Raw genomic sequence first — 17620 nt, 5'->3', positions numbered from 1 at the left:
TTGGTCATATGCTTTGACTTCGCCACCAAACTTCGACGCCAAGACCTTGGTCAGGGCAGCGGTTAACGTGGTCTTGCCATGGTCGACGTGGCCAATGGTGCCAACGTTGAGATGGGGTTTGGTGCGTTCGAATTTTTCCTTCGACATAGCTCAATGCCTCACGCTTATCCGACTTTAAATCCCGACCGGCAGAAACCGCCGATCATCGAGTCACTCAGTTAACTTTTCTTCAAAATCGATTCGGCGACGTTCGCCGGAACCGGATTGTACTTCTTGAATTCCATGGTGTAGGTCGCGCGGCCTTGGGTCGCGGAACGCATCGCCGTGGAATAACCAAACATGTTCGCCAGCGGGACTTCGGCGCGGATTACCTTCACGCCACCGTGGCCGTCTTCTTGATTCATGATTATGCCGCGCCGCGAGTTCAGGTCGCCGATGATGTTGCCGAGATAATCCGGCGGCACAGTGACTTCGACGTCCATGATCGGCTCGAGCAGGACCGGATCGCCTTTCGGACCGGCTTCTTTCCAGCACAGGATCGCCGCCATCTTGAACGCGTTTTCGTTCGAGTCGACTTCGTGGTACGAGCCGTAATGCAACGTCGCCTTCACGTCGACTACCGGGTAGCCGAACTTGATACCGCGGGTCATCGCTTCTTCCACGCCCTTCTTACAGGCCGGAATAAACTCGCGCGGAATCACGCCGCCCTTGATGCCGTCGACGAATTCGAAACCCTTGCCGACTTCAGTCTGTGGCTCGAACTTGATGACGACATGGCCGTACTGACCGCGACCACCGGACTGCTTGACGAAGCGGTATTCCTGGTCGATCGACTTGCGAATCGTTTCGCGGTACGCGACCTGCGGCTTGCCGACATTCGCTTCAACGCTGAACTCGCGCTTCATGCGGTCGACGATGATTTCGAGATGCAGCTCGCCCATGCCGGAGATGATGGTCTGGCCGGATTCCTCGTCCGTGCTGACACGGAACGACGGATCTTCCTGCGCCAAACGCTGCAGCGCGATGCCCATCTTCTCTTGGTCGGCCTTGGTCTTCGGCTCGACAGCCTGCGAAATCACCGGCTCCGGGAATTCCATGCGCTCCAAGGTGATAACCTTGTCGGGATCGCACAGCGTTTCGCCGGTGGTGACGTCTTTGAGGCCGACGCAAGCGGCGATATCGCCGGCGCGGACTTCTTTGATTTCGTCACGATGGTTGGCGTGCATCTGCAGCAACCGACCGATGCGTTCTTTCTTGCCCTTAACCGGGTTATACGTGGTATCGCCGGAATTCAATACGCCGGAGTAGACGCGGATGTACGTGAGCGCGCCAACGAACGGGTCGGTCGCGATTTTGAAGGCGAGGGCCGAGAACGGCTCTTCGTCGGACGCGTGACGCTCGGATTCGGTGCCGTCTTTATCGTCGAGATGGCCCTTGATCGCCGGGCGATCGAGCGGCGACGGCAAGAATTCGATGACGGCGTCGAGCGCGGCTTGCACGCCCTTGTTCTTGAACGCGCTGCCGCAAAGGACCGGCACGATCTCGAGCTTCAGGTTGCGTTCGCGCAGACCCGACTTAATTTCTTCTTGCGTCAGCGCTTGGCCGCCCAGGTATTTCTCCATGAGCGCTTCGTTCGCTTCGGCAGCGGCTTCGACCATTTTGTCGTGCCACTCTTTCGCGGCTTTCTGAAGCTCAGCAGGGATTTCCTTCTCTTCGAAGTTCATGCCCTGGTTCTCTTCGCTCCAGTAGATCGCCTTCATCTTGACTAGGTCGATCACGCCCGTGAACGTCTCTTCCGCGCCGATCGGCAGCTGGACCGGAACCGCGTTAGCGCCCAGGCGTTCGCCGAGCTGGCTGACGACATTCAGGAAGTTGGCACCGGCGCGGTCCATCTTGTTGACGAACGCGATGCGCGGAACCCCGTAACGGTTGGCTTGACGCCAGACGGTCTCGGACTGCGGCTGCACGCCACCGACGGCGCACAACACGAAGATCGCGCCGTCGAGCACGCGCAACGAACGCTCGACTTCGATGGTGAAGTCGACGTGGCCCGGGGTATCAATGATATTGAAACGATGCTGCGGCAATTTGCCGTCCATGCCTTTCCAGAAGGCAGTGGTGGCAGCCGAGGTGATAGTAATGCCGCGCTCTTGTTCCTGCTCCATCCAATCCATGACGGCCGTGCCTTCATGAACTTCACCGATTTTATGCGACACGCCGGTGTAGAACAGGATGCGCTCTGTGGTCGTGGTCTTACCCGCGTCAATATGGGCCATGATGCCGATATTGCGGTAGCGCTCAATAGGGGTTGTGCGTGCCACGACTGCGATCCTCAATCCTATCTATATATAAAAGAACGGTTTCGAACTACCAGCGGTAGTGCGAGAAAGCCTTGTTAGCTTCGGCCATCCGGTGAACGTCTTCGCGCTTCTTCACGGCATTGCCGCGCTTTTCCGAAGCGTCGACTAATTCGTCTGCCAAGCGCGTGCCCATCGACTTGCCGCCACGCGTGCGCGCGGCGTCGACAACCCAGCGCATGGCCAACGCCAACTGACGCTTGGAACGGACTTCAACGGGGACTTGGTAGGTGGCGCCGCCGACGCGACGGCTTTTGACTTCAACCATCGGCCGAACGTTGTCGATCGCCTGGTTGAACAGCGCCAACGGATCGGACTTGCCGCGCTGCGTCAGAGTGTCGAGTGCGCCGTAAACGATCTGCTCAGCCGTCGATTTCTTGCCGTCACGCATGACGACATTCATGAACTTGGCGAGCGTCTCGCTCTTATACTTCGGGTCCGGCGTGATGACACGCTTCGGAACTTCACGTCTTCTGGGCATGGCTCAAATCCCTTGCGGGACTCCTGCGTCGACCTAACCAAATTTTTGAGAAAGGACGCCCGTTGCGGGGCGCTCGATCTTGATTCACTGAACCGACTGCGGCCGGTCCTGAACCCGCTCTATGTATAGATAGAGCGGGGTACTGAAAACTTACGACTTCGGGCGCTTCGCGCCGTACTTCGAACGACCCTGCTTACGGTCGGCAACACCCGCCGTATCGAGGGTACCGCGCACCGTGTGATAACGCACACCCGGCAAGTCCTTCACACGACCGCCGCGAATTAACACGACAGAGTGCTCTTGCAGGTTATGACCTTCACCACCGATATAGGTCGTGACTTCGTAACCATTGGTAAGACGCACGCGGGCCACCTTACGGAGCGCCGAGTTCGGCTTCTTCGGCGTCGTGGTGTACACGCGGGTGCACACGCCACGCTTCTGCGGGCTACCCTGCAACGCGGGGACCTTGGATTTTTCGGTCGCCTGGCGCCGGGGCTTGCGCACCAACTGATTGATCGTCGGCATTTAATTCTTGCTCCACCCAGAAAAAATCCACGGACGGACTTTTTCAGAAACTCTTAATAAACAACAGGCCGATACCTGCCGGCCTGTACGAGGGGCGCGATTCTATGGACGTGCCTAAAAGCTGTCAAGCAAATCGTGCATATAAACCGCTACAGATGGAATAACTGAGCCTGGTAACTACTCAGCGTCCCCCACTACCCTTATGGAAGAGGGAAACGGAGGGGTTATTGATCCCTCCTAGTCCATTCCTACCTATTCTAACTGGTTCTACCTATTCTAACTGGCGCACCAAAACCAGGCATACTTACTCTGCCCCATTCAGTGGGACGGGGACTTGCCCATTTTTAAGTACCTACCGCCTCTTCGCCACTTTCCGTCCGCGGCGCCCGCACTCTGGGGGTCAACGAACGTTCCAGCTGGCGTGCTTCTTCTTTGGCCTCGCCCCGCTGGCGTCGACGCTCTTGGTGGTGCGCCAAGCCGGTACCGGCCGGGATCAAGCGACCGACAATGACGTTTTCCTTCAGGCCACGCAGCAGGTCGTGCTTGCCGGTGATGGCCGCTTCGGTAAGAACGCGGGTGGTTTCCTGGAACGACGCCGCCGAGATGAACGACTCGGTCGACAGCGACGCCTTGGTGATACCCAGGAGTACCGGCTCGAAAGTGGCTTCCTGCTTCTTGTTCAGACTGACTTCCTCGTTCTCTTCCAACAGCCGCGCCCGCTCGACCTGCTCGCCCGGCAAGAACCGGGTGTCGCCGGCAACGAGGATTTTCACCTTGCGCAACATCTGTCGCACGATCACTTCGATGTGCTTGTCGTTGATCTTCACGCCCTGCAGACGGTAAACGTCCTGCACTTCGTCGACGATGTAATTGGTCAACGCTTCGGCACCCAACAACCGCAGGATGTCGGACGCGACCGGCGCACCCTCGACGATGACGTCGCCCTGCTCGACCGACTCACCTTCGAATACGGTGATATGGCGGCCCTTCGGGATCAGGTATTCATGATCCGAGCCTTGCTTGTCGGTGATGACTAGGCGCTGTTTGCCCTTGGTGTCTTTACCGAAGCTGACGACACCGCTGACCTCGGCCAAGATCGCGGCATCCTTCGGTTTACGCGCTTCGAACAACTCGGCGACACGCGGCAGACCGCCGGTGATGTCGCGCGTCTTCGAAACTTCCTGCGGAATACGCGCCAACACGTCGCCGACGCCAACTTTGGCGCCGTCTTCGACGGTGATGATTGCGCCCGGCGGCAGCATGTACTTTGCCGGAATCTCGGTGCCCGGAATGCTGACCGGCTTGCCCTTGTTGTCGACCAACGTAATAACGGGGCGAATGTCCTTCGCACCACTGCGGTGCTTAGCGTCGAGCACGACGTAGGTCGAGAGACCGGTGATTTCGTCGGTTTGCTTATTAACAGTGACGCCGTCGATCAGATCGCTGAAAGTGACCTTACCGGCCACTTCGGTGATGATCGGATGGGTATGCGGATCCCAGTTGGCAACGACCGCGCCAGCTTTGACCTTCGAGCCATCCCCAACCGACAACACGGCACCGAACGGCACCTTATAACGTTCGCGGTTGCGGCCCTGATCGTCTTGAATGATCAGCTCGCCGGAACGCGACACGGCGACGTGGTTGCCGCTCGCGTGCTTCACCAGCTTGATGTTCTTTAAACGGGCGACACCGGTGGTCTTCACTTCGATGCGCGAGATAGCGGCGGCACGCGATGCGGCACCACCGATATGGAACGTACGCATCGTCAACTGCGTGCCCGGCTCACCGATAGACTGCGCGGCGATGACGCCGACAGCCTCGCCCATGTTGGCGATATGACCGCGGCCGAGGTCACGGCCGTAGCATTTACGGCACACACCGTAACGCGTCTCGCAGGTCACCGGCGAACGCACCAACACTTGGTCGATATGACGCTCTTCGAGCAACGTGACCAACTTCTCGTCGATCATCGTCACGTCCGGCACAAGGATGTTTTTGTCGTCGCTCGGATCGAGGATGTCACCGATAACCACGCGGCCGAGAATACGATCACGCAGCGCAATAACGATTTCGCCACCTTCGACCAACGCCGACTTGGTGACGCCCTGGGTCGTGCCGCAATCATCTTCGGTGACAACGAGGTCTTGGCAAACGTCGACCAAGCGCCGCGTCAGGTAACCGGAGTTCGCGGTCTTCAACGCGGTATCGGCCAAGCCCTTACGCGCGCCGTGCGTCGAAATAAAGTACTGCAACACGTTCAAACCTTCGCGGAAGTTCGCCGTGATCGGCGTCTCGATGATCGAGCCGTCCGGCTTCGCCATCAGGCCGCGCATACCGGCAAGCTGACGAATCTGCGCCGCACTACCGCGGGCGCCGGAGTCGGCCATCATGTAGATCGAGTTGAACGAATCTTGCTTGACGGTCTTGCCATCGGCGTCGAGGACTTGTTCGCTGCCGAGCTGTTCCATCATCGACTTGGCCACACGTTCCGACGTGTGAGTCCAGATGTCGACGACCTTATTGTAACGTTCGCCATCGGTGAGTAGACCCGAGGCATATTGGTTCTGAATGCTCTTAACTTCGCCTTCAGCCTCGCCAATGATTGACGATTTCTCGGCTGGCGTGAGCATGTCGTCGACACCGATCGAAATACCAGCGCGGGTCGCGTAAGCAAAACCGGTATACATCAATCGGTCAGCGAAGATTACGCTCGCCTTCAAACCAACGCGGCGATAGCAACCGTTGATAAGCTCGGAAATCGATTTCTTCTTGAGCTCGCGGTTGATCTGCTCGAACGGCATGCCTTCGGGCAGAATTTCGGACAGCAACGCGCGGCCGACGGTGGTGTCGTAAATCTTAAACGTCTCCGGCTGTGGGCCGTCTTCCGTCATCAGCGCTTCGCGGATACGCACCTTGATGCGCGCGTGTAGCGAGACCTGGCGGCTTTCGTAGGCGCGGTGCACTTCAGCGATGTCGGCAAAGATTTTGCCTTCGCCGGGCACGTTGATGCGCGAACGCGTCATGAAGTACAGGCCCAAGACGATGTCTTGCGACGGCACGATGATCGGGTCGCCGTTAGCGGGCGACAGGATGTTGTTGGTCGACATCATCAACGCGCGCGCTTCGAGCTGCGCCTCGACCGACAGCGGGATGTGCACCGCCATTTGGTCACCGTCGAAGTCGGCGTTGTACGGCGCGCATACCAGCGGATGCAGCTGGATCGCTTTACCTTCGATCAATACCGGCTCGAACGCCTGGATGCCCAGGCGATGCAACGTCGGTGCGCGGTTCAACAGCACCGGATGTTCGCGGATGACTTCTTCGAGGATGTCCCAGACTTCCGGGCCGGCGGCTTCGACCATCTTCTTCGCCGCCTTGATCGTGGTCGCGAGACCACGGGCTTCGAGCTTGTGGAAGATAAACGGCTTGAAGAGTTCGAGCGCCATCTTCTTCGGCAGGCCGCACTGGTGCAGACGCAGCGTCGGGCCGACGACGATGACCGAACGGCCTGAGTAGTCGACGCGCTTGCCGAGCAGGTTCTGACGGAACCGGCCTTGCTTGCCCTTGATCATGTCGGCGAGCGACTTCAGCTGGCGCTTGTTGGCGCCGGTGATCGCCTTGCCGCGGCGACCGTTGTCGAGCAACGCGTCCACGGCTTCCTGCAACATGCGCTTTTCGTTGCGGACGATGATGTCCGGCGCGTTCAGGTCGAGCAGACGCTTCAAACGGTTGTTACGGTTGATGACGCGACGATAGAGATCGTTCAAATCCGAGGTGGCGAACCGGCCGCCGTCGAGCGGCACCAGCGGTCGCAATTCCGGCGGTAGCACCGGCAGGATTTCGAGCACCATCCATTCCGGCTTATTACCAGAATATAAGAACGCTTCAAGGACCTTGAGGCGCTTGGTCAGCTTCTTGATCTTGGTCTCGGAGGTGGTGTCGGCCAATTCGCCGCGCAGCTTGTTCACTTCCTCGCCGAGGTTGATCGACTTCATCAGGTCGCGAATCGCTTCCGCGCCCATGCGTGCGTCGAACTCATCGCCGTATTGCTCGATGGCGTTGAGGTAGGCGTCTTCCGACAGCAACGTGCTCTTCTCGAGCGGCGTCATACCCGGCTCGATGACGACGTAGGCTTCGAAGTACAACACGCGCTCGATGTCACGCAGCGTCATGTCGAGGATCAGGCCCATACGCGACGGCAGCGACTTCAGGAACCAGATGTGCGCGACCGGACTCGCGAGCTCGATGTGGCCCATGCGCTCGCGGCGCACTTTGGAGAGCGTCACTTCGACGCCGCACTTCTCGCAGATCACGCCGCGGTGCTTCAGGCGCTTGTACTTACCGCACAAGCACTCATAGTCCTTCACCGGTCCGAAGATCTTGGCGCAGAACAAGCCATCGCGTTCCGGCTTGAACGTGCGGTAGTTGATGGTCTCCGGCTTCTTCACTTCGCCGTAGGACCATGAACGGATCTTCTCGGGCGAAGCGAGACCGATGCGAATGGAATCGAAGTCTTCGTTCTTACCCGGCTGCTTGAAGAGATTGAATAAGTCTTTCAATGTCGTCTCCTGACTTATGAGTCAGTAACTGAAATTAGTACCTGCCTAAACGCCCCAACCCAATCCCTCCCCCGCTACGCAGGGGAGATAATAGGTGGGCTTATTCCTGCTCGAGCTCGATGTCGATGCCAAGCGCGCGGATTTCCTTCACCAACACATTGAAGGACTCGGGCATGCCGGCCTCCATGCGGTGATCGCCCTTGACGATGTTCTCGAACATCTTGGTACGGCCGGTGACGTCATCCGATTTAACGGTGAGCATCTCTTGTAGCGTGTAACCCGCGCCGTAGGCCTCAAGCGCCCACACTTCCATTTCACCGAAACGTTGGCCACCGAACTGAGCTTTACCACCCAACGGCTGCTGCGTCACCAGCGAGTACGGACCGGTCGAACGTGCGTGCATCTTGTCGTCGACCAAGTGATTCAGCTTCAGGATGTACATGTAACCGACCGTGACCGGCCGATCGAACGCCTCACCACTGCGGCCGTCGTACAGCGTCGTCTGCCCGGATTGCGGTAAATCGGCGAGCGCGAGCAGCGTGCGGATTTCCTCTTCGGACGCGCCCTCGAACACCGGCGTCGCTACCGGCAAGCCCTTGCGCAGGTTGTGCGCCAGCTCGATGATTTCCGGATCGGTCAACGACTTGATGTCTTCCTTACGGCCACCGGTCTGGTTGTAGACCTTGTCGATCATCTTGCGCACGTCGTCGAGCTTGCGCTCTTCGGCGCGATACTCGTCGAGCATCTTGCCGATCTTGGCGCCGATCTCGGCCGCGGCCCAGCCCAAATGACACTCGAGCACTTGGCCGACGTTCATACGCGACGGCACGCCGAGCGGGTTCAGTACGACGTCGACCGGACGGCCGTCCGCCATGTGCGGCATGTCTTCGATCGGTACGATGCGCGAGATAACACCCTTGTTACCGTGGCGACCGGCCATCTTGTCGCCGGGCTGCAGGCGACGCTTAACAGCGACGTACACCTTCACCATCTTCAGCACGCCCGGGGCGAGGTCGTCGCCCGAGGTCAGCTTCACCTTCTTCTCGGTGAAGCGCTGGTCGAACAGCTCTTTCTGCTTCGCAAGATAAACGCGGATCTGTTCCAGCGCCTGTGCCGCTTCTTCACTACGCAGACGAATATCGAACCACTTGCTGCGCAACGGCAACTCGGCCAGATATTCCTTGGTGATCTTGTCGCCGCTCTTCAGATTGTTCGGACCGCCGTCGGCCTGCTTGCCGGTGATCTGACGTTCCAAACGCGCGAACGCGTCGTCTTCGACGATGCGGTATTGGTCGTCCAAATCCTTACGGATACGCGCGAGCTCGGCCTCTTCGTTGCTGCGGGCACGCGCGTCTTTCTCGACGCCTTCGCGCGTGAACACCTGCACGTCGATGACCGTACCGGAAATGCCGGACGGAACGCGCAGCGAAGTGTCCTTAACGTCGGACGCCTTCTCGCCGAAGATCGCGCGCAACAGCTTCTCTTCCGGGGTCAGCTGGGTTTCGCCCTTCGGCGTGACCTTACCGACGAGGATGTCGCCGGCGTCGACTTCGGCGCCGATGTAAACGATGCCGGATTCGTCGAGCTTGTTGAGCGCGGCTTCACCGACGTTCGGAATATCGCGCGTGATTTCTTCGGGCCCCAGTTTCGTATCGCGAGCCACGGTCTGCAGCTCTTCGATATGAATGGTCGTGAAGTAATCCTGCTCGACCACACGCTCCGAGATCAAAATCGAGTCTTCGAAGTTGTAACCGTTCCACGGCATGAACGCGACCAGGATGTTGCGTCCCAGTGCCAGCTCGCCCATGTCGGTCGACGGACCGTCGGCCAGCACGTCGGTCTTGGCGATGACGTCACCGACTTTCACCAGCGGACGCTGGTTGATGTTGGTGTTCTGGTTCGAGCGCGTGTACTTAATAAGGTTGTAAATGTCGACGCCGACTTCACCGGCCTTGGTCTCGTCGTCGTGCACACGCACGACCACGCGCGAGGCATCGACCGAGTCGACGACGCCGCCGCGCTTGGCCGACACGGTCGAGCCGGAATCGATGGCGCAGATGCGCTCGATGCCGGTGCCGACCAACGGCTTCTCGGTGCGCAACGTCGGCACCGCTTGGCGTTGCATGTTCGAGCCCATCAACGCGCGGTTCGCGTCATCGTGCTCGAGGAACGGAATCAACGCGGCCGCGACCGACACGATCTGCGACGGCGCGACGTCCATGTACTCGACCTTGTCGGGCGTCGAGAGCATGAACTCGTTGCGGTTACGGCACGATACCAATTCGTCGACCAAGCGGCCGTGGCTATCGAGGCCGGCGTTCGCCTGCGCGATCATAAATTTACTTTCTTCGATCGCCGACAGGTAATGCACGTCGTCGGTGACGCGACCACTGTTAACCTTACGATACGGCGTCTCGAGGAAGCCGTATTCGTTGGTGCGCGCGTACACGGCGAGCGAATTGATCAGGCCAATGTTCGGGCCTTCCGGCGTTTCGATCGGGCACACGCGACCGTAGTGAGTCGGATGCACGTCGCGCACTTCGAAGCCGGCACGCTCGCGCGTCAAGCCACCAGGTCCAAGCGCGGAGACGCGACGCTTGTGCGTGACTTCCGACAGCGGATTGGTTTGATCCATGAACTGCGACAGCTGGCTCGAACCGAAGAACTCCTTCACCACCGCCGATACCGGCTTGGCGTTGATCAACTCCTGCGGCATCAAGCCTTCACTTTCGGCCAACGCCAGGCGTTCCTTCACGGCACGCTCGACGCGCACGAGGCCGACGCGGAATTGGTTCTCGGCGAGCTCGCCGACCGAACGCACGCGGCGGTTACCGAGGTGATCGATGTCGTCGATCTCGCCCTGGCCGTTCTTCAAACTGATGAGGATCTTCATCGCATCGATGATGTCCTCTTTCGTGAGAATGCCCGGGCCTTCGTCGGTGCTGCGACCGACGCGACGGTTAAACTTCATGCGACCGACAGCCGACAGGTCGTAACGGTCGGAACTGAAGAACAAATTGTTGAACAACGTCTGCGCCGCATCTTTTGTCGGCGGCTCGCCCGGCCGCATCATGCGGTAGATTTCGATCTGCGCTTCGAGCGCGTCGCGCGTCGGATCGAGGCGCAAGGTGTCGGAGATGAACGGACCGCGATCGAGCTCGTTGGTGTAGATGGTCTTGACGGTCTCTATGCCGACCTTAATCAGCTTCTCGACCTGGTCTTCAGTGACCAGCTCGTTGGCCTGCGCCAACAGCTCGCCGGTGGTCGTGTTGACGATATCTTCGCCGAGCGAACGACCGCTCATGAAGGTCGGCGGCACCACCAGGTGCTTCAACTTCGCCTTTTCCAATTCGCGGACGTGACGACCGGTGATGCGGCGGCCAGCCTCGACCAGCACTTCGCCCTTCGGCGTCTTGATCTCAAAATCCGCTTGCACGCCGCGCAGGCGGTTTGGGATCAGTTCCAGACGCACTTCGTTCTTTGTCAGCGTCCAGGTATCCATCTCGAAGAAGGTCTGCAGGATCTCCGGCGTGTGCATGCCGAGCGCGCGCAGCAGGATCGTGCCGGGTAACTTGCGGCGACGGTCGATACGGACGTAGAGGTTGTCCTTCGGATCGAACTCGAAGTCGAGCCACGAACCGCGGTACGGAATCACGCGCGCCGAGAACAACAGCTTGCCGGACGAATGCGTCTTGCCGTAATCGTGTTCGAAGAACACGCCCGGCGAACGGTGCAGCTGCGAGACGATGACGCGCTCGGTACCGTTGATGATGAACGTGCCGTTGTCGGTCATGAGCGGAATTTCGCCCATGTAGACTTCTTGTTCTTTGATATCGCGCACCGACTTCATGCCGGTGCTCTCGTCCTTATCGAACACCACCAAGCGCACCAACACCCGCAACGGCGCTGCGTAGATAAGCCCGCGCTGTTGGCATTCCTTCACGTCGAACGGCGGATGACCCAGCCGATAGCTCACGAACTCGAGCGCGGCGTTGCCGTTATACGACTCGATCGGAAACACGCTCTTGAACGCCGCCTGCAACCCCTGATCGATGCGCTGCTCCGGCGGCGTATCCGCCTGCAGGAACTGGCGATAGGAGTCCTTTTGAATCGCGAGCAGGTACGGCACCCGCAGAATGCTCGGACGTTTGCCGAAGTTCTTGCGGATGAGTTTCTTCTCGGTGAATGAATAGGACATTAGCTTTCCTCTTGGCGTCGTGTAATGCGCCGGTTTAACAAACGCACAACGTCCGTCCTGGACCTGTGCGCCCTGCGGTCGTGGCAATCGGCCCCGACTCGCTTAACAGAGCAGCGCTTCTGCACTCACTCTGCGCGGCGCCCAATATCCGTGGGCGCCACCCGTTTTCGCTTACGACAAAAGGCGATGGCCGGCGCTATACGCGCCGGCCTCGCCGATTAATCCCTCATGCTTGAGGGCAATAAGACAGCCACAAATTACTTCAGTTCGACCTTGGCACCGGCCGCTTCGAGCTCTTTCTTCATCTTCTCGGCATCGGCCTTCGGCACAGCTTCCTTCACGGTCGCCGGCGCGGACTCAACCAAGTCCTTCGCTTCCTTCAGGCCCAAAGTGGTGACGGCGCGAACCGCCTTAATCACAGAAACCTTGTTGTCGCCCGAGGCCGTGAGAACGACGTCGAATTCGTTCTTCACTTCGGCTGGGGCGGCAACGGCACCAACCGGGGCGGCAACGGCGACGGCAGCAGCGGCGGACACGCCGAACTTGCCTTCGATGTCCTTGATCAACTCCGACAGCTCGAGCACGGACATGCTGGCGATGCTATTCAAAATGTCTTCTTTAGAAACGGCCATGATTACTCTCCTGATTCAGTCTTTAACTTAAAAAAATGTTAGGCAGCGGACTTCGCATCGCGTACGGCCGCCAGCGCCCGGACGAACTTCGTCGGCACCTCGTTCAAGGTACGGGCGAACTTCACGATCGGGGCCTGCAACGTACCCGCCAAGGTCGCGAGCAACTGCTCGCGCGACGGCAACTTCGCCAACGCCTGGACCTGCGCGATCGACATGAGCTTGCCGCTCATAGCGCCAGCACGGATCTTCAGCTTGTCGTTGTCCTTCGCGAACTCCGACAACACCTTGGCCACGGCGACCGGGTCCTTCGAGATCGCGAGCGCCAACGGACCGATGAACTGGTCCTTCATGCACTCGAAGCTCGAACCCTCGACCGCGCGGCGGGCCAACGTGTTTTTGACGACGCGAACATAGATGTCGGACTGCCGCGCTCGTTTGCGGAGCTCCGTCATCTGCGCCACGGTCAAGCCGCGGTACTCGGCGATCAATGCCGCCTGCGCGCCCTTGAACTGCTCGGACACTTCGGCGACCACCACCTTCTTTTGCTCAATATTTAGACTCATGCGAGCCCTCCGTGAGAGCGTTCGGTTTCATAAAACCTACTAACTCGACAACTAGAATCACGGTGACCGTCATCAGGAAAAGCGAATCCTGTTTTCAGGACCACCGTCTGCGCTGGCGGATTGCTCCGATTAAGCCTTAGCGTCGTGCTGCACGCGTTGGCGCCTGCGGTCTTTGACGTACGCCAGTGCAGGAAACAAACTGCGCGGCGTCCCAAAGTTCGTTAATACAAGTCGCGCATCAGCGCGCTCCAACTCCCCCTCTCCCACCGGGAGAGGGACGGGGTGAGGGAGGCAAAGGTTCGCCCCGTGCCAAATTTCCCTCACCCCCACCCCTCTCCCGGAGGGAGAGGGGGAAAAAATTACACCCCCGACGTCTCCAGCCGAATTCCCGGCCCCATCGTCGTCGATAACGTGATCTTCTTGATGTACGCGCCCTTCGCCGTCGCCGGCTTGGATTTGTTCACCGCCGCCATCAGCGACTGGAAGTTTTCCTTCAACGCGTCCGCTTCGAACGAGGCCTTACCGATCGCGCAATGGACGATGCCGGCCTTGTCGGCGCGGTATTGCGCCTGTCCGGCCTTCGCACCCTCGACCGCCTTCGCCACGTTCGGCGTCACGGTGCCGACCTTCGGGTTCGGCATGAGGCCACGGGGACCAAGGATCTGACCGAGACCACCGACGATCTTCATCGCTTCCGGTGTCGCAATCACGAGGTCGAAGTCGATCTGACCGGCCTTGATGCGATCGGCCAAATCTTGAAAGCCGACGATATCGGCACCGGCTTTCTTCGCAGCTTCGGCGGCAGCGCCTTCGGCGAACACGGCGATGCGCACCTTCTTACCGGTGCCGCGCGGCATCACTGCCGTGCCACGCACGGTTTGATCGGACTTCTTCGCATCGATACCGAGGTTGATCGCGACATCAACCGACTCGTCGAACTTGGCCGACGCCGTCGTCTTCAACAGCTTGAGCGCTTCGTCGATCGCGTAGGTCTTCACGGCGTCGAACTTGGCGCGCTGCGCCTTAATACGTTTTCCAATGTGCGCCATGTTAGAGGCCCTCCACGTCGACGCCCATTTGACGGGCGCTGCCGGCGATGATGCGCACGGCGGCTTCGAGATCACCATGGCAATTCAAATCGGGCATTTTTACTTTTGCGATTTCTTCAAGTTGCTTACGCGTAATCTTGCCGACCTTGTTCTTGTTCGGAATCGGCGAGCCTTTCTCCAGACCGATCGCCTTCTTAATAAGGACGGTCGCCGGCGGCGTCTTCATGATGAAGGTGAAGCTCTTGTCGCTGAACACGGTGATGATCACCGGTGTCGGCAAGCCCTTCTCCATCTTCTGCGTCTGCGCGTTGAACTGCTTGCAGAACTCCATGATATTGAGGCCGTGCTGACCCAACGCGGGACCGATCGGCGGCGAAGGATTCGCTGAGCCGGCCGGCACCTGCAACTTGATATATGCAGTTACCTTCTTTGCCACTGTTGACTCCTAACGGGTGCAAACGGCCGTTGGCGGCCTCCCCGCGGTTAGTTACGAAATAAAACTACGCCTTCTCGACCTGCGAGAAGTCCAATTCCACCGGCGTCATGCGGCCGAAGATGGAAACTGAAACCTTCAACTTCGCCTTTTCATAATTGACATCTTCGACCGTGCCGTTGAAATCCTGGAACGGCCCATCGATCACGCGTACTTGCTCGCCAGCGGCGAACGAGAACTTCGGCCGCGGCTTTTCCACGCCTTCCTGCACTTGGCGCATGATGGCGTCGGCTTCTTTGTCGGTGATCGGCGTCGGCCGGGTGCCGGAGCCGCCGATGAAGCCGCTGACCTTCGGCACGTTCTTCACCAAGTGCCAGGTCTCGTCGCTCATCTCCATTTTCACCAGCACGTAGCCGGGGAAAAATTTGCGCTCACTGGTGCGCTTCTGGCCGCTTTTCATTTCGACCACTTCTTCGGTCGGCACCAGGATCTCGCCGAACTTGTCTTCCATGCTGGCGATGCGGATGTGCTCACGCAACGACCGGGCAACGTGCTTCTCGAAACCCGAGTAGGCATGTACAACGTACCAACGCATCCCGCTCATCTCAGGCCCCCGTTCCAACCAATGCAAACACGATCTTTCGCAGACTCCAGTCAACGATCCATAAGAACAGCGCGACCAATACCACCATCGTGAACACCACCAGAGTCATCTGCATGGTCTCTTTATTGGTCGGCCATACGACTTTACGCAACTCGACGCGTGCTGCCTTAAGAAACTCCCAAAGACTGCGCCCCATGTCGGTGGGATAACCAATAGCGATAGCCACCGCAAACCCGCCCAACACCATCAACACGCGGACGATGGCCAGTTGGGTATCGAAGTAATAAAAGGCGCCAATGCCGAGGGCGAGCGCAAGCACCGCAAAAGCGATTTTTATCTTGTCTGTCATCTGTAACTTTCAGCGCTGCCTAAATAAGTGGCAGGCCAGGAGGGAATCGAACCCCCAACCTGCGGTTTTGGAGACCGCCGCTCTGCCAATTGAGCTACTGGCCTGTATCTAACTGCTTTGCTCTACTACGCAACCTTGATCTTGCCGATCCGCTTACGCCATTCTTCCGGGCCGGTTTGATGCACCGATGTCCCATTCGCATCGACCGCGACGGTCACCGGCATACCTGTCACTTCAAATTCGTAAATTGCCTCCATGCCCAACTCTTTAAACGCCACCACGCGTGCCGCGCGGATCGCTTTCGAAACTAAATAAGCGGCGCCACCAACAGCCATCAAGTAAGCCGCCTTGTGCCGTTTGATCGATTCAATCGCCACCGGTCCACGTTCGGCCTTGCCGACCATGGCAATTAGCCCGGTGTGCGCCAACAACGTGTCGGTAAACTTATCCATACGCGTTGCGGTAGTCGGACCCGCCGGACCCACGACCTCATCGCGCACTGGATCGACCGGGCCGACGTAATAGATAACCCGGTTCGCAAAATCAACCGGCAGCTTCTCGCCTTTGCTAATCATGTCGACCAGTCGCTTATGAGCCGCATCGCGCCCCGTCAGCAACTTGCCCGACAACAACAGCCGTTCACCTGGCTGCCACGCCGCCACCTGTTCGCGCGTCAACGTATCCAACTGCACACGCCGCGCCGCGGGGGATGGCGCCCATTCAACCTTGGGCCACTTACTCAGATCCGGCGGATCGAGCTGCGCCGGTCCACTGCCATCCAATACAAAATGCGCGTGCCGTGTGGCCGCGCAGTTCGGAATCATCGCTACCGGCAAACTGGCCGCATGCGTCGAATATTCGCGCACCTTTACATCGAGCACGGTCGATAAACCGCCGAGTCCCTGCGCACCGATGCCGAGCGCGTTTACCTTTTCGTACAGTTCGAGCCGCAGTTCTTCGGCCCGGTTCGATGGCCCGCGCTGTTTGAGCGCCTGGATATCGATCGGTTCCATCAACGATTCTTTGGCCAGCACCATTGCCTTTTCGGCAGTGCCACCGATGCCAATGCCGAGCATCCCCGGCGGACACCAACCGGCACCCATCGTTGGTACCGTCTTCAACACCCAGTCCACGATCGAATCGGACGGATTCAGCATCACGAACTTCGATTTGTTCTCGGATCCACCGCCTTTCGCCGCCAGCATCACCTCAATGGTGTCGCCCGGGACGATTTCAAAGTGGATCACGGCCGGCGTGTTATCGCCGGTGTTCTTCCGCTTGCCCGCCGGATCATTAATGATCGAGGCGCGCAACTTATTATCTGGATCGAGATACGCCTGACGAACGCCTTCGTTCACCATCTCCTCGACCGACATCGTCGCTTCCCAGCGCACGTTCATGCCAACCTTGAGAAACACGACAACGATGCCAGTGTCCTGGCAAATCGGTCGATGTCCCTCGGCGCACATGCGCGAGTTCGTCAGGATCTGCGCGATTGCATCGCGCGCCGCTGGCGACTCTTCGGCTTCGTATGCCTCGCCTAACGCCTCGATGTAATCCATCGGGTGGTAGTACGAGATGTACTGCAACGCATCCTTAATGCTCTGGATAACGTCTTGCTGTTTGATCGTTGTCATGGTGCTTTCGTTAACGACACCGACGCCCGCTCAGACATGACTGCCGAAGCGGGCGAGAAAAATCAACGATAACGGCAACCGGTTTCCGGTCCTGTTACTCCACCACCTTCGCTACAACACCCGCACCCACGGTCCGGCCGCCTTCGCGAATTGCGAAGCGCAGGCCTTGCTCCATGGCGATCGGGGCAATGAGGGAGACGACAACTTTGATGTTGTCTCCCGGCATGACCATC

At 58.9% G+C, this 17620-nt stretch carries 14 protein-coding genes and 1 tRNA gene; all 15 read right to left on the bottom strand.

Annotated features, from left to right (window positions below; translation table 11 throughout):
* A partial coding sequence (gene tuf / locus HY308_16945) for an elongation factor Tu (protein ID MBI3899959.1) occupies nt 1–147 on the bottom strand: 147 nt, incomplete at its 3' end.
* Nucleotides 148–218: 71 nt separating this feature from the next.
* On the bottom strand, nt 219–2321 hold the full coding sequence (fusA, locus tag HY308_16940) for an elongation factor G (GenBank protein MBI3899958.1): 2103 nt from the start codon (nt 2319–2321) through the stop codon (nt 219–221).
* Nucleotides 2322–2367: 46 nt separating this feature from the next.
* Entirely contained in the window at nt 2368–2838 is a 471-nt protein-coding gene (gene rpsG / locus HY308_16935; GenBank protein ID MBI3899957.1) for a 30S ribosomal protein S7, read from the bottom strand.
* A 150-nt stretch (nt 2839–2988) separates the two neighbouring features.
* Nucleotides 2989–3363, bottom strand: a complete 375-nt coding sequence (rpsL, locus tag HY308_16930) for a 30S ribosomal protein S12 (protein MBI3899956.1) — start codon at nt 3361–3363, stop codon at nt 2989–2991.
* Nucleotides 3364–3707: 344 nt separating this feature from the next.
* Nucleotides 3708–7922 carry a DNA-directed RNA polymerase subunit beta' gene (gene rpoC / locus HY308_16925; GenBank protein MBI3899955.1) on the bottom strand — a complete coding sequence of 1405 codons (4215 nt, stop codon included), beginning with the start codon at nt 7920–7922 and terminating at the stop codon, nt 3708–3710.
* 100 nt (nt 7923–8022) lie between these two features.
* On the bottom strand, nt 8023–12120 hold the full coding sequence (rpoB, locus tag HY308_16920; protein ID MBI3899954.1) for a DNA-directed RNA polymerase subunit beta: 4098 nt from the start codon (nt 12118–12120) through the stop codon (nt 8023–8025).
* 257 nt (nt 12121–12377) lie between these two features.
* On the bottom strand, nt 12378–12752 hold the full coding sequence (gene rplL, locus HY308_16915; GenBank protein ID MBI3899953.1) for a 50S ribosomal protein L7/L12: 375 nt from the start codon (nt 12750–12752) through the stop codon (nt 12378–12380).
* Between the two features lie 38 nt (nt 12753–12790).
* Nucleotides 12791–13315 carry a 50S ribosomal protein L10 gene (rplJ, locus tag HY308_16910; GenBank protein ID MBI3899952.1) on the bottom strand — a complete coding sequence of 175 codons (525 nt, stop codon included), beginning with the start codon at nt 13313–13315 and terminating at the stop codon, nt 12791–12793.
* Between the two features lie 359 nt (nt 13316–13674).
* Nucleotides 13675–14364: a 50S ribosomal protein L1 gene (gene rplA, locus HY308_16905; GenBank protein MBI3899951.1), complete on the bottom strand. Its 690-nt coding sequence runs from the start codon at nt 14362–14364 to the stop codon at nt 13675–13677.
* 1 nt (nt 14365) lies between these two features.
* The gene (gene rplK / locus HY308_16900) at nt 14366–14800 is read right to left on the bottom strand and encodes a 50S ribosomal protein L11 (protein ID MBI3899950.1); all 435 of its coding nucleotides are present in this window, start codon (nt 14798–14800) and stop codon (nt 14366–14368) included.
* A gap of 64 nt (nt 14801–14864) precedes the next feature.
* A complete protein-coding gene (gene nusG, locus HY308_16895) occupies nt 14865–15392 on the bottom strand; it encodes a transcription termination/antitermination protein NusG (GenBank protein ID MBI3899949.1) in 528 nt (175 codons plus the stop codon).
* 10 nt (nt 15393–15402) lie between these two features.
* Entirely contained in the window at nt 15403–15750 is a 348-nt protein-coding gene (gene secE / locus HY308_16890) for a preprotein translocase subunit SecE (protein ID MBI3899948.1), read from the bottom strand.
* Nucleotides 15751–15778: 28 nt separating this feature from the next.
* A tRNA-Trp gene (locus tag HY308_16885) sits at nt 15779–15854 on the bottom strand.
* 21 nt (nt 15855–15875) lie between these two features.
* Nucleotides 15876–17387: a fumarate hydratase gene (locus HY308_16880; protein ID MBI3899947.1), complete on the bottom strand. Its 1512-nt coding sequence runs from the start codon at nt 17385–17387 to the stop codon at nt 15876–15878.
* 94 nt (nt 17388–17481) lie between these two features.
* Nucleotides 17482–17620, bottom strand: a 139-nt coding sequence (locus HY308_16875; protein MBI3899946.1) for an elongation factor Tu, incomplete at its 5' end; no start/stop codon positions are given.

It is taken from the genome of Gammaproteobacteria bacterium (assembly GCA_016199745.1).
Lineage (GTDB): Bacteria > Pseudomonadota > Gammaproteobacteria > Acidiferrobacterales > Sulfurifustaceae > JACQFZ01.
This window is presented reverse-complemented; position numbering and strand designations above follow the sequence as displayed.

Excerpts from the sequence above, each read along its gene's own strand:
- rplL (MBI3899953.1), bottom strand. The coding sequence starts at position 12,752 with ATGGCCGTTTCTAAAGAAGACATTTTGAATAGCATCGCCAGCATGTCC.
- nusG (MBI3899949.1), bottom strand. The coding sequence starts at position 15,392 with ATGCGTTGGTACGTTGTACATGCCTACTCGGGTTTCGAGAAGCACGTT.
- rplA (MBI3899951.1), bottom strand. The coding sequence starts at position 14,364 with ATGGCGCACATTGGAAAACGTATTAAGGCGCAGCGCGCCAAGTTCGAC.
- rplJ (MBI3899952.1), bottom strand. The coding sequence starts at position 13,315 with ATGAGTCTAAATATTGAGCAAAAGAAGGTGGTGGTCGCCGAAGTGTCC.
- secE (MBI3899948.1), bottom strand. The coding sequence starts at position 15,750 with ATGACAGACAAGATAAAAATCGCTTTTGCGGTGCTTGCGCTCGCCCTC.
- rpoB (MBI3899954.1), bottom strand. The coding sequence starts at position 12,120 with ATGTCCTATTCATTCACCGAGAAGAAACTCATCCGCAAGAACTTCGGC.
- HY308_16880 (MBI3899947.1), bottom strand. The coding sequence starts at position 17,387 with ATGACAACGATCAAACAGCAAGACGTTATCCAGAGCATTAAGGATGCG.
- rpsL (MBI3899956.1), bottom strand. The coding sequence starts at position 3,363 with ATGCCGACGATCAATCAGTTGGTGCGCAAGCCCCGGCGCCAGGCGACC.
- rpsG (MBI3899957.1), bottom strand. The coding sequence starts at position 2,838 with ATGCCCAGAAGACGTGAAGTTCCGAAGCGTGTCATCACGCCGGACCCG.